A 20564-nucleotide genomic window follows, 5' to 3' on the forward strand; every position below is an offset into this window, starting at 1 on the left:
ACTCACTCCACCGGCCCATCCACGAGCTTCTTCGCGGTCGCGAAGGAGAACCCCGCGCGAGCCAGAGCGGCGAGGTCGCGACGCCGGTTCTCCTCGCGGGTGCTCAAGTCCCTGCGGAAGGGCCCCAGCCGCTTCTTGCGGGCCCAGATGCGCGCGGCGGCCTCCTCGGACACGTCCTCCGTGGCGAGCGCCAGCTTCTGCGCGACGACCTCGGGCGCGATGCCCTTCATCCGAAGCTTTTGCGTGATGACCCGCGCGCTGCGTCCCGAGGCGCGCAGCGCGTGCGCCTTCATCTCGGCGTAAGCGGGGTCATTCACGAGCCCGTTTCGGACGAGCTTCTCGGTGAGCGCGCGCACCCAGCCCAGCGCCTCGGCGCGGTCGCCTCCGTGGCAGCGCAGCGAGCGGTCGACGCGTCGCTCCAGCACGCGCTGGAGTTGGCTCACCGTCGCCGCGTAGCGCTTGAGGTAATGCAGCGCCGCGTTCTCCAGGTAGCGCGGGGAGACCTTCCGGGGCTGCTTCGGTTTCTTGGGGCCGCCCCGGCCCGCGTCACCCTTCAGCTCGTCTTCCATGCGGCGGCGTGTCTACCACCCGGGTCTGACGCCGCGCACGCACCCACGACGTTCGCAGGGCAGGCGGCCTAGGGAGCGTCCAGGAACGAGGGCCGGTAGTCCGTCACCTGCCCCGCGCTGAAGGAGAACCGGCCGCTCACGGGAGGACGGTCCCCATTGAGCACGTAGCCGAAGTCGATGCGGAACGGGTTCACGTTGAACTGCGGGAAGAGCAGCCGCAGGCCCACGCCCACGGAGGTCACCATCGACGGCCTGCGATTGAACGCGCTGCCCGAGTCGAGGAAGAGCACGCCCCCCAGGTGCACCGTCTTGATGACGAGCGGAGGTGAGCGGTACTCCAGGTTGAACAGCAGGAGCCGCTTGCCCGAGTACGCATCCACGAGCGCCCCGCGCAGGCCATTGCCACCGCCCAACAGGCTGATGCGGTCGGACAGGTCGTCGATGTTCACGTCCAGCACACCACGCCCCACGATGCGTCCACCCAGGAACTGCGGCGAGGCCTGCACGAGTTCGGTGGCCCAGCGCCGGTCCGTCCACCCCGCGTTCTCGCCGAGCTGCCGGCGAATGGAGGCGGCGGCGGACACGGAGGTGAGCGCGTCTCCCGCCCAGCGCACGCGGTAGCGCGCGGTCACCGCCCCTTGCGCGTAGTGCGCCGCGGACGAGAGCACCGGCGGCGCATATCGCAGCGACGCGCCAATCGAGTGGCCGAGCTGCACGTCCTCCGACAGCGCATACGAATCCAGGTCGTGGAACACCTCGTAGCGCGCCTCGTAGGCACTGAGGGACAGGCCCGCGTAGGCCGCGTCCTCGGCGCGCGGGAGGTAGTTGCTGCGAAACCACGCCTCCTGCGCCTCGGTGAGCATGGAGGAGACGGGCGCGGCGTAGGCATCGTGATAGGCGCCCGCGCCCATGCCCACGTTCCACTTGTAGCGCTGACCGAACGAGCGCGTGTACGTGACGCCGCCCGCCACCTCGCGCGCGTTGTAGACGTAGGGAACGGCGGGCCCGTCCGGGAACGGGAGCTGCCAGATCTCCGCCCCGCGATACTGACGCGCGGTCTCCACGTTCCACGCCACGGAGGAGCTCACGCTCCACGGCGTGGCCAGCGAGTACAGCGGCCGGCTCACGGAGATGCTGCCGCGCGAGCCCTCGGGCTTGCCACTGTCGCGACCGAGCAACACCGCCGCGGACTCACTGAGGGCCCAGCGACTGCCGAGCACGCGCCGATCGGTGTAGCTCTGCCCCAGGCTGAGGGTGTCGAGGCGGAGCACGAAGTCCACCGCCACCTTCTTGCCGCGGCCGAGGAAGTTCTGCTCCGTGCCTTGGAGCCGCAGGTACTGGAGCAGCGAGCCCACCGCGGAGAAGTCGCTGTTGAGCCGCAGGGACCACAGGTCCTTGGTGATGAGCAGCAGCACGACCGTCCCGGGCTGGCTGCCCTTCACCGTCACCGCGCGCACCGCGGAGAAGAGGCCCAGCTTGCGCAGGTTGCGCACGGACTCCTCCACGAGCGCCGCCGAGTACCGCTGGCCCGGCGTCAGCAACACCTCGCGACGGACCACGTCGTCGCGCGTGCGCGCATGGAAGATGTTGAGGAAGTTCGGGTACGGGTCGCTCTGGGCCACCACGTCCTCGGCGGCGACGCGAACGTCTTCCAGCACCTTGCCCTCGGGCTCGGGCTCCACCACATCGCCGCCTCGCGCGAGGCCCCACGCGATGAGGGTCTGCTCGTAGTCCGCGCCCACGCTCGCATCGGGCGACGCGCCACTCGTGCCCGAGCCAGAAGCGGCACTTGCCTGCGCATCGTTCGGATCCGACGGCGTGGATCCGTTGCTCGCTCCCGCGTCAATACCAGCCACCACCGAAGCGGCGCGCGTCCCTGCTTCGACACCCGAGGGCATCGGCGCAGCGCTCACGCCTGAATCGGGCGCTGCCCGCACGGGAGCAGTGCTCCCTCCGCCCATCGGCGGAGACTGCACGAAAGCCGTGCCCGCATCCGCGGACGCGGCATCAGACCCCGGCGGAACCTGGGCGAGCGGTGCGATGAGCAGGGCGAGCAACAGGAGCGGCACGCGCCCATCCTGTCACGGGCCACGCCCACCGCCAGGGCCCCACGTCACGACAACGCCGAGCGCAGCTCCCCATCCCGAGCCGGGGGCAGCGTCTCACCCCGCGCGACGGCGGCGACGATGCGCGCGAGCTGCGCCACCCCATCCGACAGCGCCGCGGGCCCCGGCTGGAGGATGTACGCGCTCCGCACCTCGTAAAGCTGATCCGCCAGCACCGCGGGCACCGACTCCCAGCCCGGCCGAGCGACAATCTTGTCCCGCTGCGCCTTGCGCCCGCACCAGCTCGCGATGACGCCGTCGGGCTGTCGGCGCGCCACCTCCTGTGGGTCGAAGATGCGCCCCTTGGCCCCCTGGGACGCGCGCGACTCACTGCAGATGTCCACGCCGCCCACCAGCTCCACCAGCTCCGAGCACCACCGGATGCCGGAGATGAGCGGCTCGTGCCACTCCTCGAAGAAGATGCGCGGACGGCGCGGCAGCGACTCGGCGGCGTCGGCGTGACGCTCCAGGTTGGCCTCCAGCTCCGTGGCCAGCGCCTCGGCCCCTTCCGCGCGGCCCACGAGCGCGCCCGTCACGCGCACCGCCTGCAGGATCTCCGCGATGGAGCGCTGGTTGAACAGATAGACGGGCACTCCGCGCTTGCACAGCTCGCGACCGATGTCCGCCTGCAGGTCCGAGAACCCCAACACCAGGTCCGGCTTCAGCTCCAAGATGCGCTCGAAGTCCGCGTCGAGGAACGAGCTGACCCGCGGCTTCTTGCGCGCCGCGGGCGGGCGCACCGTGAAGCCCGACACGCCGACGACGAGGTCCTCCGCGCCAATGCGGTAGAGCACCTCCGTCGTCTCCTCCGTCATGCACACCACCCGCCGCGGATACGGCGGGGCCGAAGCAAGCAGCGCGGACAGGCGGGCGTTCATGCGCGGCACCCTAGTGGCCCCTCTCCGCCACCGCGAGCGCGCCGACAACCCACCCGGTTCCCTCTTGTTCGGATCCGCGATGACGCAATGCGCCACCCGACCCGGAGTGCGCGCTCGAAGGCATGAGCCCGAGTGGAAGCAACCTGTCCGCGCACCCAGACTTGCGGTATGGGAGGGCGGCTGGCGCAGCGGCGGGAGCCGGATTCTCGGCCCCTGCCGCGCTGCGGCAGCGATGCAGGTCTCTTGGGAGACGGACATTTGCGGTGTTACCATCCCCCCGCTCGACCGGACGTTTCCCGTCCTTCTCGCTCGGTGGGGGAAGACATGATCGAAAGCGACGTCCCGACGGCGGGCGCGCCACCCGACGTGACGGATCCCCTTCTGGGGAGAGTATTGAACGAGCGCTTCCGCATCTTGGAGACGCTCGGTGCCGGAGGCATGGGTCGCGTCTACAAGGCCGTCCAGTTCCCGCTGGAGCGGCTGGTGGCGTTGAAGGTGCTCAACCCGCAGTACAGCGACGGCAAGGACCCCGGCTTCCAGAAGCGCTTCTTCCTGGAGGCCAGCGTCACCGCGCGGCTGCGCCATCCGAACACCGTCACCGTCATCGACTACGGCAAGACCGACGACGGCATCTTCTACATCGCGATGGAGTACCTGGAGGGGCTCACGCTGTCGCAGCTCCTCACCCAGGAGGGGCCGCTGCCATGGGGCCGCGCGCTCAACATCACCCAGCAGGTGGCGCGCTCGCTGCGAGAGGCCCACAAGGTCGGCCTCATCCATCGCGACCTGAAGCCCGCCAACATCATGGTCCTCAACCAGGAGACCGACCATGACGTGGTGAAGGTGCTCGACTTCGGCCTGGTGAAGTCGATCCAGGGCGACGCGGATCCAGTCCCCAAGGACGCGTCGCTCACGCAGACGGGCATCATCCTGGGCTCGCCGCAGTACATGGCGCCCGAGCAGGCGCGCAACGTCTCCGACCCGCGCAGCGACATCTACAGCCTGGGCGTGGTGCTCTACCAGATGCTCATGGGACGGCCGCCGTTCCTGGCCGCGCAGAGCATCGACGTCATCGTCAAGCACATCAACGAGCCGCCGCCCGCGTTCGGCTCGCTGTGGCCCGAGCACACCGTCACGCCCGAGGTCGAGGCGGTGGTGATGAAGTGCCTGGCCAAGCGCGCAGAGGACCGCTTCCAGTCCATGGAAGATGTCATGAACGCCATGCGCCGCGCCGCCGCGGCCTCGGGCGTCAGCGGCGTCTTCTCCAGCCCCCGCACGGCGGTGGGCAGCGGCCCCATCAGCGGTCCGCACACCGGCCCGCACGTGATGCCCGGCTCCGGCCCCAGCACCGTGGCGCTGGATATCTCCGTGGAGGAGCCCGAGAAGAAGAGCCAGAAGGGGTTCGCGGTCGCGCTGTTCGGCGGCGCGGTGCTCCTTGGCATCGCGGGCGCATTGGTCGTGGCGCTGCGCCCGGCCACGCCCGAGCCCACCTCGCCCGCTCCGGTCGAGGCCACCGCCATCGCGCCCACCCCGGCGCCCACGCCCACGCCCTCGCCGCCTCCCGCGCGCGATGACCTGGCGCCCATTCCGGATCCGGTTCGCTTCCTCATCACCACCGAGCCCTCCGGCGCTCAGGTGGAGTACGAGGGCAAGCTGGTGGGCGAGACGCCGGTGAACATCGAGGTTCCCTCGGACGCGCTCGGTCACGCGAGCGCCCAGCTCACCTTCAGCCTGGACGGCTATCAGCGCATCATCGTCCTCGCCGAGGGCACCGGCACCGAGATTCGGTTCAACCAGAAGCTGACGAAGACGAAGAAGGCGAGCACGCGGCCCAGCAAGGGCCCCGGCTCGTCCGCGTACAAGGACGATCCCTACCAGTGAGAACAGTGAAAGCCCTCAAGCGAGGGGCCGTCGTCGCGCTGTGTCTGTGCGCGACCGAGGCCCTCGCCGATGCCCGCCTCGAGGCCCGTCGTCACTTCCGCAATGGCATGAGCCTCATCGCCTCGGGGCAGTTCGACCCGGGCATCGCGGAGCTGGAGGCGGCCTACGTCATCAAGCCGCACCCCAACGTCCTCTTCAACATCGCCCGCGCGTATCAGGACGCGGGCCGCAACCAGGAGGCGCTCGACACGTTCAAGCGCTACCTGACCTCGAATCCGGCGGACTCCTCGTCCGTGACGGTGCAGGTGGCCAAGCTGGAGGCGGCGCTCAAGGCCGCCGAGGCCGCGGCGGAGCCGAAGCCCGGAGCGAGCGGCTCGTCGCTGCCCATGCCGCCGCCCCCGGCGAGCGTGCAGACGACGCAGCAGCTCGCCACGCTGATGGAGCGGTTGGAGAAGGCCATCGCGCGCGCCGAGTCCCTGCCGAGCCAGCCGCAGCAAGGCCCGGCCTCCTCCACCTACGTGCCCGTCGCCCTGCCGGGCTCGGGCGTGGAGGCGGCGGCCGCGCCCGCGGTGGACGAAGGCGCGGTGCCCTACGAAGAGCGCGTCGTGACGGCGAGCCGTCGCGCGCAGTCCTCCCTCGAGGCGCCCAACGCGACCACGGTCATCACCGCGGAAGACATCCGCCTGTCGGGCGCGACCAGCCTGTCGGAGCTGATGCGCCGGGTGCCGGGCGCGGACGTGATGACGCTCGGCGTGGGCAGCGCGAACGTGTCGCTGCGCGGCTTCAACCAGCGCATCGCCAACAAGGTGCTCGTCCTGGTGGACGGCCGCACCGAGTACCAGGACTTCCTCGGCCTGACGCTCTGGTCCACGCTGCCCATCGGGCTGGATGAAATCGAGCGCATCGAGGTCATCCGCGGACCGGGCAGCGCCCTGTACGGCGCCAACGCCATGCTCGGCGTCATCAACATCATCACCCAGGCGCCCGGCAGCGGGCCCCGCTCGCGCTTCACCGCGACGGTGGGCAGTGGCCACACGGTGGACGGCTCGTTCGTCAGCCATGGCGGCTCCGGCCCCCTGCGCTTCCGGGCCTCGGCGGCGTACGCGCAACAGGACAAGTGGAGCCGCGACTACGGCGATGATCGCCCGGACGTGGCGCTGCTGGGTGGCTCCCCGGAGACGGGGCTCCGCGGCGCGCGCGGCAACCTGTCCACCGTCTACACGTTCGACAACGGGCGGCAGCTCGGCGTCTCCGGCGGCGTGCACCGCTACGCCACGGAGGTCTATCCGCTCGGCCTCCTGCGCAACTACTACCTCAACGGCCTGAGCGCGTACGCCAAGAGCGACGTGGAGCTGGGCCCCATCAAGGTCAAGGCGTTCTGGAACCACCTCGCGGTGGACGCGGGGCCGCAGTACGAGCCCATCGGACAGCGCTCGCTGGCCACGCACGTCACCTCCAACGTGTTCAACGGCGAAGCGCTGTACGCCAAGAACTTCGAGCTGGCGGGTGAGCACCAGGTGAACATCGGCGTGGAAGGCCGCCTCAAGCGCGTGGCCTTCAGCTACCTGGGCCCGCTGCGCCAGGAGGTCCACGCCGCGGCCTTCATCCAGGATGAGTGGCGCGTGGTGGAGCCCTTCCGCTTCGTGGCCAGCTACCGCGTGGACCGCCACCCGCTCCTCGACAACGGCAAGCCCGGACTGGCGCACTCGCCGCGCGTCTCGGCGCTGTTCACGCCGTTCGAGGGACAGGCGTTCCGCGCCTCGGCGGCCTCGGCCTTCCGCGAGCCCACCTTCCTCGAGAGCTACACGCGCCTTCCCGTCCCGGTGCCGGGCGTCAACGGCGCCAGCGTGCTCACCACGGGCAGCACGCAGCTGCGTCCCGAGCGCCTCACCGCCCTGGAGCTGGGGTGGCGTGGCGAGGCCCCGGAGCTGGGCTTCGACTGGGACCTGGCGCTCTACCAGAACACGGTGAAGGACCTCATCGGCCTGTCCGCGTTCCAGGCCCTGCCCGCGGGCGAGGCGTATGACCCGGGCACGGGCAGCTACCTCCTGGGCCGCTCGGTCTTCCAGAACGAGGCCGCCATCTACACGGCGCGCGGCGTGGAGGCCGGCGTCACGCTGGCCCCCATCGACGGCCTGGGCATCAAGGCCAGCGCCGCGCTCCAGCACATGACGGCGCAGAACGAGGAGCAGTGCGGCCCGTGCAGCCAGGCCCCCGGGGTCAAGCTGTACGGCGGCGTCACGTACCGCACGCGCGCGGACCTGGAGTTCGGCGTGGACGCGGCCTTCACCTCGTCCACCACGTGGATCGAGCGTGAGCCCTCTCCGTCCGACCCCACCACCGTGCAGTTCAACTCCAACCCGCTGGCGGCCTACACGGTCATCAACGCGCGCGTGGGCTACGAGGCCGTGAAGGACGCGGTGTCCGTCGCGCTCGTGGGCAGTCACCTGGGCGGCACGCACGCCCAACATCCCTTTGGCAATCGCATCGAGCGGCGAGTCTTCGCCACGCTGACGGTGACTCCATGAGCCGCCACATTCCTGCATCCACCCGGGCCCTGTGGGCCCTGGCCGTCTCGTCCGTGCTGTCCGTGGGCTGCGAAGCCCCGTCCGTGGTCCCCACCGCGGATCACCAGCAGAACACCCGCGCGGCACGCATCGAGGGCACGCTGGTGGCGCAGACGCGCGCGCGCGGCAACGCCATCGTGTTCATCTACGACGCGGACCGTCCGCCCCCGCCCGTGGGGACTGGCCGGCCCAAGGCGTTCACCGTCATCCCCGCCGTGGAGTTGTTCGGACAGGCCCTGGGCGACCCCTCGGCCACCGGCCCCTTCACCGCGCCGTTCACGCTGAGCCTCGTGTATCCCGGGCGCTACTTGCTGCGCGGCTTCATCGACGCGGACACCTGCCGCACGGGCGCGCAGCCCTGCCACAGCTCGGACTTCATCCCCTGGTATGGCGTCACCGGCGAGCCCAACATGGGCGACGTGGGCGGCGCCGCGGTGGACCTGGCCACGGGTGCCTCGCGCATCCTGGAAGTGACCGAGGACGCGGACGGCTGGCCTCAGCCGCTCACCGGCGTCGCGGTCTCCTTCTCCGACACGGCCACCGTGCCGTTGGACAGGCCCGCCTTCCAGGTGGCCGTGGGCACGCGCACGCTGGACGCGAAGTCCGGCACCAAGTTCCTCAAGCTGCGGCCCCAGGTCATCTCCCAGGGGGGCGTGGAGCAGCGCCCGCCGGGCTTCCTGGTGCAGTACGTGGATGACAACAAGGACGGCGTCCCCGACGACGCCAACCGCGACAACGTGGGCGACCTGTGGCCCAAGGTGGTGGTGCGCAAGCTGGCCGGCACCGTGGGCGTGCTCGACGAGAACGACCTGGACCACAACGGCATCCCAGACGCCGAGGGCGTGGACTACGTGCACACCGACGGGATGCGTGACGGTCAGCCGGACGTCGTGGTGCTCGCCGCGGGGCTGGTGCCGGATCCGCTCATCACCGCGCTCACCGACGAGTCGGGCGCTCCGCGCATGAAGCCCATCATCGTCCCCGAGTTGGACATCGCCATCCGGCCCATCGCGCTGGACGCACGCAACCCGGCCGCTCCCGCGCCGCTGGCGACGCTGCCCTCGGGCCGCTACTCCATCACCCTCATCACCTCCACGGGCCAGACGTGGCGCGTGCCCAACGAGTTGGACCCAGCCCTGGCCCCCACGCTGGGACTGCCCTCGGTGGAGACGCAGTCGTTCACCATCGAGGTCCCCTAGCCGCTACGTGATGCCCACCGCGTCGAACGCGGCCTCGAGCGCCTGCAGTCGGTCGCTCCGGGCCGCGTCCGCGCGGAAGAGGCTCCGGGCGGACAGCAGCATGCCTCGGCGGCTGTCGCTGAACGTGGACGTGCGCGACAGCCGCTGCGTCAGCGTCAGGTAGAACAGGGCCGCCACCTCCGCCGGCGTGAAGAGGGGGCGCCCGGACGCGTCCTTCGCCGTCAGGATGAGGTACGCGGCGCGGTTGTGGATGCCGCTGTAGCGATGCACGCCGCCCCAGTCGTGGAGCGCGTCCAACGGCAGCGGCACGAAGTCGCGCATGTGCTCGGGCTGACCGTACTTGGATGGCTGGCTCAGGTCGCGCAGCGGCACGCCTGTTTCACTCAGCTCCTCGCCCATGCGCCAGTCCCAGCGGCTCACGTCCGGCTCGTGACGATTGGCCACGAGGATGCCGAAGATGTCCGAGTACGACTCGTTCAACGCGCCCGTCTCGCCCTGGTATTGGAGCCGCGCGGTGAAGCCCGTGAGGCCGTGGGTGATTTCGTGTGCCACCACGTCCTCGGCCACCGCGTAGCTGAGCAGCCGCCCCTCCAGCAGACGCTGCCCGTACACCATCTGCGTGCCGATCCACGCGGCGTTGCGCCACTCGTGGCCGCCGGGGCTCTCGCCATAGGTGCAGTTGATGCTGGAGACGAACGAGCCCCCGCGGTTGTCCAACCCCTCGCGCTTGAGCACGTCCTTGAGGAACAGCGCCACCTCCGCCGCGTTCGCGTGGGCGCTCACCGCCCCGGGGTCCCACGGCGCCACGCACGCGAGGCCCGGCAGCCCCGTCTCCAAGCTCACGTCCTGGAAGCCGAAGTCATACGTGCGCACGTTGCGCTCCACGTCGTAGAGCTGGGTGGTGTCCCCTTCCTGGCTGCAGCCGATGAGCCGCTCCTGCCCGCGCGCATCCACGGCGTGGATTTGAAGTGGCTGGCCGGTGCTCTGCGTCCGGGGCAGCTCGCCGACGAACTCCCCCGTCTGCGCGTCCACGACGAAGTCCGACAACTGCGGCATCGCGCTCGCGGGCGCGGAGTGCTTGGGCACGTCCTGCGTGATGTAGACGAGCCGCCAGCGCTGCGCCGACGCGTCGAAGTAGAACCGGAGCTGCGGCACCACCTCCAACGCGACATCGCCGTAGCCCGCCTCGCGGCGCACCACGTCCAGGGCCTGACTTGGCGCGATGTGAGCCACCGCGTCCACCTGGGCGGGCTCGCCCATCGCGGAGCTGATGGAGAGCAGCTCGTTGTTCTCATCCAGCTCCACCGTCACCAGCGAGCCGTAGATGGGAATCTTCCGGTACACCTGCCGGAACTTCACCGTCCGCGTCCCGGTCAGCGGCAGCGCCTCCGTCCCCAGCGAGCGAAACTCGCTCTGCCCCTCTGCCAGCGGCTCGAGCGTGAAGGTGGGCAACTTGTCGCTGGCCAGCGCGCCCGACAGGTAGCGCCGCGCCACCATCTCCGCGGAGAGCGCCTTGAGCTCCTCGCCGGGCGGCGCTTGCACATCCACGCCCACCAACGGCCTCAGCGCGCGCGCCGTCGGGGCGCTCTCATCCTGGCTCGTGAAGGCAAAACGCTTCAGTCCATTCCGCGACATGGTTCCCCCCCGGGACCCACGCGCCCCAAGCGAAGACGTGCCTCTCGCGCGCGGCCAATCCCCTCCTGGAAACATGCACCGCATCGCCGTCCCCGCCCGCCCTGCGGCGGGCTCTTTCCGCCGTGCGCGAGGCAACCGGACAGGCAGGCGATATCCTGCGCGCCCGGCTTCACGCGGGTGACAACTGAACCCAGGAAATCGATCTGTACGGGATGTCCTGACTTTGACTTCGAGGGGGGGTTCCGACAACATGCATGCGTTCCACGGGGGGCTGTTCCTCCGGGTTCGCCCTCGTATGAAGTCAGGCCCCCTCCCCACTCCCGAAGCGCCATCCCCTCGTCTGTCCGGGAGTACGCCTGCGGTGCGCCCGACCTCTGGAATCTCGCCCCAGCGGGTCCTGCTGGTGGATGACAGCCGCTCCATCCGGACGCTGCTGAAGATCTACCTGATGGCCCGCAGCTTCGAGTTCCTCGAGGCGGAGTCCGCCGAGGAGGGACTGAAGGTCGCCGAGGCGGGACCGGTGGACCTCATCCTCACGGACTTCCACATGGATGGAATGAACGGGGCGGACTTCGCGGCGCAGATTCGCGCCAGCGCGAACGTGCGACTCGCCAAGGTTCCCATCCTGATGATGACGGGCGACCCCAACGTCGCCGAGGTGCGTGCCCTGGGCCAGAAGGCCGGCATCAGCGCCTTCGTCCGCAAGCCGGTGAGCTGTGCACAGCTCATGACGCTGGTGGACACCATCCTCCCGCTGCCCCGCAAGTAGCGCGCGTCCGCGTCAGGCCACGTGCCTCGCTGCAGGCGCGCGTGTCCGCTTCAGGCCGCGCGTCTTGCTTGAGACGCGCGTGCCCGGCGCTGACGCAGCGCTTCGCCCACGCGCACGGCCAGCAGCAACGCGAGCACCGCGCCGTAGACGAGCGGCTCGGTGACGTCGCGCTTCACCCGCCACACGAAGTGCACCACGCCCAACGCGGCGGCCACGTAGGCCAGTCGGTGCAGCCGCTGCCATCGAGGAAAGCCCAGCCGACGCACCGACGCCTTCGTTGACGTCACGGCCAGCGGAACGAGCAGCACCAGCGCGGTGAAGCCCACGGTGATGAAGGGACGCTTCACCACATCCGCGACGAGCGCGGACAGCGCGAGGTTTTGATCCAACACGACGTACGTGAGGAAGTGGGCCACGACATACGTGAAGCCCAGGAGCCCCAGCGTGCGACGCACGCGCGCGGGCCAGGTCCACCCGGAGAGCAGCCGCAGCGGCGTGCACGCGAGCGAAGCCAGCAGCAGCACCAGGGCCGTGAGCCCCGTCTGGTTCAAAGCGCGCTCGATGGCGTTGGCGCCGAGCGAGCCCTGAGTGCCCTGGAGGACCAAGATCGCCAAAGGAGCGAGACCGCCGACAGTGAGGGCGGGGTTGAGCCACGGATGCGGAGGCGAAGCCATGGTGCGTCCCTCAGAAGTCCCGCGTCAGGTCCATGCCCTGGTAGAGCGAGGCCACCTGCTCCGCGTAGCCGTTGAAGGGCAGCGTGGGCCGGCGACGGAACTCACCGAGGCGGCGCTCGTAGGCCTGACTCCAGCGCGGATGATCCACCGCCGGGTTCACGTTCGCATAGAAGCCATACTCGCGAGGCGCCGCGAGGTTCCACGTCGTGGGTGGCTGCTCGCGCGTGAGCGTGATGCGGACAATGGACTTGATGCCCTTGAAGCCATACTTCCACGGGACGACGAGCCGCAGCGGCGCGCCGTTCTGAGGTGGGAGCTGCTTGCCATAGAGCCCCGAGGCCAAGAGCGTCAGCGGATTCATCGCCTCGTCGAGCCGCAGGCCCTCGACGTAAGGCCAGTCCAACACGCCGCGCCGTTGGCCGGGCATCTGCTCCGGATCATTCAGCGTGGTGAAGGCCACGTACCGAGCCGAGCCCGTAGGCCGAGCGCGCTCCAGCAACCGGGCCAGCGGAAAGCCCAGCCACGGAATCACCATGGACCAGGCCTCGACACAGCGCATGCGGTAGACGCGCTCCTCCAACTGGAACGCCGCGAGGAGCGCATCGATGTCCCACGTGCGCGGCTCGTGCACTTCGCCGTCCACGACCACGGTCCAGGGCCGCGTTCGCAGCGTGCCCGCGTGGCGAGCGGGGTCGCTCTTGTCGAGGCCGAACTCGTAGAAGTTGTTGTACGTGGTGACGACGTCGTAGGGCGTGCGCGGCTCGTCCGTGTCCGCGGTCCCTGCCGCGCGCGCCACGGGCTGAGGCACTGCCCCCGCGTCAGGCACGAGCCCCTCCGAGGGAGGCGCCTGCCGCGCGCCCAGCAGGTACAGGCCTCCGCCCACGCCCACGGCCGTGCTCGTGAAGAGGGCGACGTTCCGGATGAACTCGCGGCGACGGAGGTAGAGCTTCTCGGGGGTGACCTCGGAAGCGGGTGGCTCGGGCGGAAGCGTGTCGGCCATGGCCCAGGCTATAACGCCCGAGCCCGCCGCGCGGTTACCGCCCCGACGCGAGACTCCCCGCCCGCCGCGCGTCCTTCAGCCGCCACAGCCGCCACCACGGCGTGCCAGGCGACGCGTGGTGCTCCCAGTGGTAGCCAAAGAAGTAGCAGGACAGCAGGGCCCACGCGTGGTTGCGAGCCAGCGAGCGCGCCTGGTGCGGCGCCATGTCCTCGGTGTGCGGACGCCGGTGCGGCAGGTAGGTGCCGAAGAAGAAGAGCTGGAGTGTGCTCAGGACCGAGGGCACCACCCAGAAGACCAGCAGGCGCTCGCGCGTCGCCCCGGCGAGCAAGAGCAGATTGAACTGGAGCGCCATGAGCACCCACTGCCCCCACGTGGTGTAGCGGGCCATGAAGAGCGCCAGCCACGGCACGAAGGCCTGCGAACGGGTGGAGAAGTCGGGGTCGCTCGCGCCCGTGGGTGTCGCGTGGTGGGCCGCGTGGTGGACCACGAGCCGTCGATAGGACAGGCCCGCGAAGAGGAAACACGCGGCCATGCCCACCGCGTCGTTCACGTGTCGGTGGCGCGACACCGCGCGGTGCATGGCGTCATGCGCGGTGATGAAGAGGCCAGTGCACAGGTACGCCTGAAGCGCGCCATGCAACCACGCCGAAGGAGCCGTCCACGACAGCTCCGGCGCGCGCAGCAACCAGACGAGGTGCGCACACCAGGCACCCATCAGGCCGAGCGCGATGACGAGGCCCCACGGCCCGGGAGACTCCGGACGCTGACGCGGCAGTGTGTCCATCGGGTCCGCGAGGTCCGTGCCCTACCCTCCGCGCTCCCGAGGAATGGAGCGCGGAGGAAGGGAGCACGGGCGGCGCGTTACTTCTTGCCGGCCGCGGGGCGCGCGGTGGCGGCGTTCGCCGCGTCACGCACGAGCTGATCCGCGGTGACGTAGCGGGGCTCGATGTCCACCGGCACGTTCTTCAGCTTGGCGAGGACTCGCTGGACCTCGGGGCGGACCACGCCCTGCTTGGCGAGGAGCGCCTCGGCCGCGACGCGGTCACCGCTGGCCTGCAGCTCCATGAGCTGGCGGGTCAGCGCGGTGACGGACTCGGGCATCTTGTCCGCGACGACGGAGAAGGTGCCGTCCGCGTTCACCTTCACGGCGCCCGTGTCCAGGAAGTGGTTGAGCTGGAGGGCGATGCCCTTGCCGTGCGCCTCGTCGACGCCGAAGCGGATGGAGCGGAACGCGGAGGCGAGGAACGTCGTGTACATGGTGCGCGACATCGACTTCTCGATGACGCCCTTGTCCACCAGCCGCTGGAGCGCCCACAGGCCCGAGATGTCGGCCTTGGCCTCCTCGATGGCGCTGGAGGCCACCTGGAGCGCCTGCCGCACCGTCGTCTCCTTGCCGCCGACGACGATGTTGTGCGGCCCCAGGCCGTGCATCAGCTCGTGCATGAGGATGTGCGTGAAGAAGGCGTCGAAGGCCACGTCCTTGCGCTCCTTCTCCGTGAGCGCCACCTTCGCGATGGGCACGAGCACGCGCTGGAACTTGGCCTCCTGCACGTTCTTCAGCATGACGCGCTTGGTGCCCTTCTCGGCCGCCACGCGCTCATCGTTGGGGAGGTTGAAGGCGGCGGTCTGCACGCCCCGGTTGCCATCGCCGGAGGAGTAGAGGCTGTTGATGACGCGGATGGGGGCCAGCGCGCCCAGCTTCGGGTTGCGCAGCTTGGCGTCGATGGGGAGGTTGTTCTCCAGCTCCTGAAGCTCGGAGCTGAACTTGGTCAGCTTCTGCGTCTCCGCGTCATCGCGCAGGCCGATGAAGGACTCGAAGGCGGCCTTGTAGTTGAACCAGTTGTCCTCGTAGACCTCGTAGGGCCCGATGGTCGGGTCGATGCTCGCGTCCAGCTCCATCCACGCCACTTCGCTGGCGTAGTAGTCGTTGGAGAGGAACGCGTCCGCGCGCTTGGTGAGGAAGGCCTTCAGCGTGGGCTGCTGGGTGAGCGCCGCGGCCTCGCGCAGGCGCTGCGCCGCGATGGCCAGCTCGCCCTGGTACTCGACGCTGTAGGGCACGGTGACGAACTTGCCGTCGGGTCCGCGCCGGATGGTGGTGAAGAAGCCCGTGGCCTGGTGCTGCTGGGCCTCGGGCAGCGACTTCACCCAGGCCTCCACCTCCGCCTTGGTGGCGCCGGCCGGGTAGAAGTTGCCTTCGTCGAGCTTGGCGGGCACGCCGGGCATGAAGGGCTGCGCCTCGTCCAGGCGAGACCACGGGCCCTTGTTGAGCAGGAACGCGTGCAGGCGCGCGCGGCCCAGGGCCGAGTCGTCATGCACGAGGTCGAGCAGGAGCGTCTCGTTGCCCGCCCAGGCCTGCCGCAGGAAGAGCGGATCCATCACGCGGGCGGCCTCGACGATCTTCGCGAGGGCGAGCTTCTCCTCGGAAGGCAGCGCCTTGACGTCCACCTTGAGGTCCACCGGCGCGAAGCGCGCGGTCATGCGCTGGAGTTCGACGGCATCCGGGAAGCGCTCGGGGCTCTTTTCCGCGGCGGGGGCGGCGCTCCCCACGAGCAGCGCGCCCAACAGGGGCAGGAAGGTTCGGGTCATGCATCCCTCCCTAGCGCATTGTGTTCCCCCCTCCCAGCGCCCGATGGGCCCCGCATCCCCGAACGTCCACCGTCCGCATTCGGCGCGGCGCATCAACGGATCCCGAGGCGGCCCCCCCGGGGGTAGAGAAACACCTACACCGATGGCCCGGACGAGGACTCGACAAACCGGCGTGCATGGTTATGGGGGAAGCGTCGGTGGCGTCCGCGGTGACGCCCGGAGGTCCTCATGTCCGTTGAATCGCAGCCCCAGCGCGAAACCCATGCCTTCCAGGCGGAGATCAACCAGCTCCTGAGCCTGGTCATCAACTCGCTCTACAGCCACAAGGAGATCTTCCTCCGGGAGCTGGTGTCGAACGCGTCCGATGCGCTCGACAAGCTGCGCTTCCGCACCATCACCGAGACCGAGCTGCTGGCCAACGAGCCGGAGCTGGAGCTGCGCATCATCCCCAACGCGGCCCAGGGAACCCTCACCATCGAGGACACCGGCATCGGGATGACGCATGACGAGCTGGTGAAGAACCTGGGCACCATCGCCCACTCCGGCTCGCGCGAGTTCATCCAGACCATGGCCCAGAAGGGCCAGAAGGACATGCAGCTCATCGGCCAGTTCGGCGTGGGCTTCTACAGCGCCTATCTGGTGGCGGACCGCGTGGAGGTGGTGAGCCGCGCGGCCGGCCCCGACCCGACGGCGTGGCGCTGGGTCTCCGAGGCCCATGGCACCTTCACCGTGGAGCCGGCGGAGCGAGCGTCGCGCGGCACCGCCATCACCCTGCACCTCAAGGAGGACCAGAAGGAGTTCCTCGAGGAGTGGCGGCTGCGCACGCTCATCACCCAGTACTCGGACTACGTGGGTCACCCCATCAAGCTCCAGGTCGCCAAGAGCACCGGCACGGGGGACGACAAGAAGACCGAGGTCTCGCTGGAGGTGGTGAACAAGGCGAGCGCCCTGTGGCAGCGCTCCAAGTCGGACATCACCGACGAGCAGTACACCGAGTTCTACAAGCACCTGACGCACGACTTCGACGCGCCGCTCGCGTGGACGCACTTCAAGACGGACGGGCAGCAGCAGTTCACCGGGCTGATGTTCGTGCCCAAGCACCCGCCCTATGACCTGAACGCGCAGCAGCAGCGCGGCGTGCGCCTGTTCGTCAAGCGCGTGTTCATCATGGACCGCTGCGAGGAGCTGGTGCCGCAGTGGCTGCGCTTCGTGCGCGGCGTCATCGACTCGGACGACCTGCCGCTGAACGTGTCGCGCGAGATGCTGCAGGACTCGGCCGTGGTGCGCGCCATCCGCAAGCACGTCATCAAGAAGTCGCTGGAGATGCTGGAGAAGCTCGCCAAGGACAAGCCCGAGGAGTACCGCACGTTCTGGCAGTCCTTCGGCACCGTGCTGAAGGAAGGCCTGGCGACGGAGAGCGAGCACCGCGAGAAGCTGGGCGGCCTCTTGCGCTACGAGAGCTCGCGCGAGGAGGGCCTGACGTCCCTCACCGACTACGTGTCGCGGATGAAGGAGGGCCAGGAGGCCATCTATTACGTCTACGGCGAGTCTCGGAAGGCCGTGGCGGACAGCCCGCACCTGGAGGCGCTCAAGCAGCGCGGCTACGAGGTGCTGTTCATGACGGATCCGGTGGACGAGTGGGCCGCGCAGGGCCTGCGCGACTTCCAGGAGAAGCCGCTGGTGTCCGCGCTCAACGCCGACCTCAAGCTCCAGAGCACCGACGAGCAGAAGCGCGAGAAGGAGCAGCAGTCCGAGGGCTTCAAGGCCCTGACGGACAAGATGAAGGACGTGCTGAGCGACACGGTGCGCGAGGTGCGCGTGTCGGACCGGTTGACCGAGTCTCCCGTGTGCCTGGTGCTGCCCGAGGGCGGCTCGCCGGCCTACCTGGAGAAGCTCCTGCGTGAGCGCGGCAAGGGCATGCCGCACATGAAGCGCATCCTCGAGGTCAATCCCAAGCACCCCGTCATCGAGCACCTGCGCTCCGTCTACACGAACGACCCCACCGCCGCGCAGGTCGGCGAGTGGATCGAGCTGCTCCATGACCAGGCGCTGCTCACCGAGGGCAGCCCGCTCAGCGACCCCAACCGCTTCGCCAAGCGGATGACGGCGCTGCTCACGCAGGTGGCCTCGCACACCGCGCCGGCCCAGCCTCGTCCGAGCTGACACGCCGTCGTGACTCGGCGCGTCCCTGGCATCGTGGCCGGGGACGCGCCCAGGCGCGCGGGTGGGTTATCGCCCCAGGTCTTGCAAGACGGCCTCGGCCGCGCGACGCCCGGAGGTGAGCGCCCCATCGATGGACGCGTTGTCCCGATGGTCTCCGCAGACATACAGGCCCGGGGAGAGGCGCACCGCGCGATGGGGCTCACTCAGCGCGGACGGAGGCTGAGCCGGCAATGCGTGGGCAATCCCATCCGTGCGCAGCAGGCGCCACGCCGTCACCGTCGAACCAAACCACTCCGTGAGCTGCGCCCGTGCGCGCGCCTCCAGCGTTCCATCGTCCGCGGCGGTCCCCAGCACCGTGGCGCAGATGAGGGATTGGCCCGGGGGCGCGGAGTCCGGTGACACTTCGCTCATCACCGCGACGTGGTTCACCGGACCGTGACCTTCGCCGTCGAGCACCAACCAAGGGCCCTCCACCGGCGGCTCCGGCGCGGCGAAATACAGGCTCGTCACCGGGTGCATGGCGGGCTCGGGCATGCCCAGCAAGAGGCCGCTGGCGGTGCGCGGATCCGTCGCCACCACCACCGCGTCGGCGCGAAGCTCCTCGCCATCCTCCAGGCGCACGCGGTGGCCCCACACCTCCGCCACCTTCACGTGCATGCGCAACGTGCCCGTGGGCAGCGGCGCCGCCAGCTGCTCCGCGATGGCGCCCATCCCGCGCGCCGGCACCGCCGCGTGTCCACTCGCGAACATCCGAAAGACGAACTCCAGCATGCGGCTGGAGGTCTCCAGTGAGCGCTCCAGGAAGACGCCCGCGAAGAAGGGCCGCAGGAACGACTCCAGCATCTCGTCGGAGAAGCCCATGTCGGTCAGGTAGCGCAGCGAGGTCCGCTGCGGCCGATGCCACAGGTCTTCCAGCTCGCCCGAGTGAGCTTGCTGCCGCAGTTCCAAGACGCGCAGCTTGTCGCCCAGGTCTCCCACGGGCTCGAACAGGTGCCCCAGGGCCTGGAGCGGATGACGCGCGGGATCCACCAGCGTGCGCAGCTTGCCGCCGCGCCAGACTCGGGCCCCGGGATGGAAGGCACGCAACGAGAGCGCCTCCAGGTCCAGCACCCGCCGCCCTTCCGGGTAGGCCGTGAGGTAGACCTGGAAGCCCCGGTCGAGCAGGAAACCTTCATGCGCGTCCGTGCGCACGCGACCGCCTGGTGCGTCCCCTGCTTCCAGGAGCTGAACTCGAACCCTCGATTGCCTGAGCGCCCGGGCACAGGCCAGGCCCGCGAGCCCCGCGCCCACGACGATGACCTCGGGATTCGTCACGTGGTTGCCCTCCCACATCCGCGCAGTGTCGAGACCCTCACTTGTCATGAGCCGCAAGTGCAAGGGAGAGTGGTGGGCCGGTTGCCGGGCACCGAGAACTTGGTGCAGAACCGTACCCGTGCAGCCGTTACTGTAGAGCCCCCGTGCCGGTCCTTCGACCGGCACGCCAATCCGGAGAGAGAGAACAGGTACTCCCATGTTGATCGTGATGCGACCCGACGCGACGGCCCAGGACATCGAGCGTGTGAACGATGAAATCCGCCGTCGCGGTTGGCAACCGCACGCGATCCCCGGAGGCAGCCGCACGGCCATTGGCATCACGGGCAACCCCGGCGCGGTGGAGCCCGAGCCTTTCCGAGTGCTGCCAGGAGTCGCGGACGCGGTCTCCATCTCGCAGCCGTTCAAGCTCGTCAGCCGTGAGGTGAAGCCGGACGACAGCCACGTGAAGGTGGGCAACCTCACCATCGGTGGCGCGGCCATCCACGTCATCGCCGGCCCGTGTTCCGTCGAGTCGCGCGAGCAGATCCTCTCCACCGCGCATGCGGTGAAGAAGGCCGGCGCCACCATGCTGCGCGGCGGCGCGTTCAAGCCCCGCACGAGCCCTTATGAGTTCCAGGGCCTCAAGGGCGACGGACTCCAGCTGCTGGCCGAGGCGCGCAAGGAGACGGGCCTGCTCGTCACCACCGAGGTGAAGGACACCGCCACGCTGGACGCGGTGGCCGAGCACACCGACATCCTCCAGGTGGGCGCGCGCAACATGCAGAACTTCAGCCTGCTGGAGGCCGTGGGCGAGACGCGCAAGCCCGTGCTGCTCAAGCGAGGCATCAGCGCCACCATCAAGGAGTTGCTGATGGCGGCCGAGTACATCGTCGCCCGAGGCAACACCCAGGTCATCCTCTGCGAGCGCGGCATCCGCACGTTCGAGACGATGACGCGCAACACGCTCGACCTGAACGCGGTGCCCATGCTGAAGGCGCTCTCGCACCTGCCGGTCTTCGTGGACCCCTCGCACGGCATCGGCGTGCGCAAGGCGGTGCCGGCGATGATGCGGGCGGCGATCGCGGTGGGGGCCGACGGCATCATCGTCGAGGTGCATCCGGATCCGCCGCGCGCGAAGTCGGATGGCTTCCAGTCGCTGGACTTCAACGAGTTCGAGAAGTCCATGGGCGAGGTGCGGGCCATCGCGCAAGCGATGGGACGCGAGCTGGTACGACTGGGATAGGC

The 20564-nt window shown here is 69.5% G+C and carries 15 protein-coding genes; 6 read left to right on the forward strand and 9 right to left on the reverse strand.

Annotation, left to right across the window (positions count from 1 at the left end):
• Positions 1-2: 2 nt before the first annotated feature.
• From JGU66_02595 to JGU66_02605, 3 genes are all read right to left on the reverse strand, one after another.
• A complete protein-coding gene (locus JGU66_02595; protein MBJ6759635.1) occupies positions 3-569 on the reverse strand; it encodes a RecX family transcriptional regulator in 567 nt (188 codons plus the stop codon).
• Positions 570-637: 68 nt separating this feature from the next.
• Entirely contained in the window at positions 638-2467 is a 1830-nt protein-coding gene (locus JGU66_02600; GenBank protein MBJ6759636.1) for a BamA/TamA family outer membrane protein, read from the reverse strand.
• A 215-nt stretch (positions 2468-2682) separates the two neighbouring features.
• A complete protein-coding gene (locus JGU66_02605; protein MBJ6759637.1) occupies positions 2683-3552 on the reverse strand; it encodes an ABC transporter substrate-binding protein in 870 nt (289 codons plus the stop codon).
• Between the two features lie 324 nt (positions 3553-3876).
• Between JGU66_02605 and JGU66_02610 the strand changes: the two genes are divergently transcribed.
• The 3 genes from JGU66_02610 to JGU66_02620 are packed head-to-tail and all read left to right on the forward strand — an operon-like array spanning position 3877 to position 9199.
• Complete coding sequence (locus JGU66_02610; GenBank protein ID MBJ6759638.1) at positions 3877-5433, forward strand: serine/threonine protein kinase; 1557 nt, start codon at positions 3877-3879, stop codon at positions 5431-5433.
• A gap of 38 nt (positions 5434-5471) precedes the next feature.
• Entirely contained in the window at positions 5472-7961 is a 2490-nt protein-coding gene (locus JGU66_02615) for a TonB-dependent receptor (GenBank protein MBJ6759639.1), read from the forward strand.
• Positions 7958-9199 (forward strand): hypothetical protein, encoded by a 1242-nt coding sequence (locus tag JGU66_02620; GenBank protein MBJ6759640.1) that lies wholly within the window; start codon positions 7958-7960, stop codon positions 9197-9199. The genes JGU66_02615 and JGU66_02620 overlap by 4 nt, the downstream gene beginning before the upstream one ends.
• A 3-nt stretch (positions 9200-9202) precedes the next feature.
• Here JGU66_02620 and JGU66_02625 read toward each other — a convergent pair whose 3' ends face one another.
• Positions 9203-10834 (reverse strand): M4 family metallopeptidase, encoded by a 1632-nt coding sequence (locus JGU66_02625; protein ID MBJ6759641.1) that lies wholly within the window; start codon positions 10832-10834, stop codon positions 9203-9205.
• A 295-nt stretch (positions 10835-11129) separates the two neighbouring features.
• Between JGU66_02625 and JGU66_02630 the strand changes: the two genes are divergently transcribed.
• Positions 11130-11603 (forward strand): response regulator, encoded by a 474-nt coding sequence (locus JGU66_02630; GenBank protein ID MBJ6759642.1) that lies wholly within the window; start codon positions 11130-11132, stop codon positions 11601-11603.
• A gap of 50 nt (positions 11604-11653) precedes the next feature.
• On the opposite strand, the gene JGU66_02635 is transcribed toward JGU66_02630, so the two are convergent.
• The 4 genes from JGU66_02635 to JGU66_02650 form a co-directional block, all read right to left on the reverse strand.
• Positions 11654-12277 (reverse strand): sulfoxide reductase heme-binding subunit YedZ, encoded by a 624-nt coding sequence (locus JGU66_02635; protein MBJ6759643.1) that lies wholly within the window; start codon positions 12275-12277, stop codon positions 11654-11656.
• Between the two features lie 10 nt (positions 12278-12287).
• Positions 12288-13277: a protein-methionine-sulfoxide reductase catalytic subunit MsrP gene (msrP, locus tag JGU66_02640; GenBank protein MBJ6759644.1), complete on the reverse strand. Its 990-nt coding sequence runs from the start codon at positions 13275-13277 to the stop codon at positions 12288-12290.
• 34 nt (positions 13278-13311) lie between these two features.
• Positions 13312-14061 carry a fatty acid desaturase gene (locus JGU66_02645; protein ID MBJ6759645.1) on the reverse strand — a complete coding sequence of 250 codons (750 nt, stop codon included), beginning with the start codon at positions 14059-14061 and terminating at the stop codon, positions 13312-13314.
• Positions 14062-14138: 77 nt separating this feature from the next.
• Positions 14139-15863: a hypothetical protein gene (locus tag JGU66_02650; protein ID MBJ6759646.1), complete on the reverse strand. Its 1725-nt coding sequence runs from the start codon at positions 15861-15863 to the stop codon at positions 14139-14141.
• A 228-nt stretch (positions 15864-16091) separates the two neighbouring features.
• Between JGU66_02650 and htpG the strand changes: the two genes are divergently transcribed.
• Positions 16092-18026: a molecular chaperone HtpG gene (gene htpG / locus JGU66_02655; protein MBJ6759647.1), complete on the forward strand. Its 1935-nt coding sequence runs from the start codon at positions 16092-16094 to the stop codon at positions 18024-18026.
• Positions 18027-18092: 66 nt separating this feature from the next.
• Here htpG and JGU66_02660 read toward each other — a convergent pair whose 3' ends face one another.
• On the reverse strand, positions 18093-19358 hold the full coding sequence (locus tag JGU66_02660; protein MBJ6759648.1) for an FAD-dependent oxidoreductase: 1266 nt from the start codon (positions 19356-19358) through the stop codon (positions 18093-18095).
• 178 nt (positions 19359-19536) lie between these two features.
• On the opposite strand from JGU66_02660, the gene aroF reads away from it, so the two are divergent.
• Entirely contained in the window at positions 19537-20562 is a 1026-nt protein-coding gene (gene aroF, locus JGU66_02665) for a 3-deoxy-7-phosphoheptulonate synthase (protein MBJ6759649.1), read from the forward strand.
• The last annotated feature ends 2 nt before the right edge of the window (positions 20563-20564 follow it).

This window comes from Myxococcaceae bacterium JPH2, from assembly GCA_016458225.1.
Classification (GTDB): domain Bacteria; phylum Myxococcota; class Myxococcia; order Myxococcales; family Myxococcaceae; genus Citreicoccus.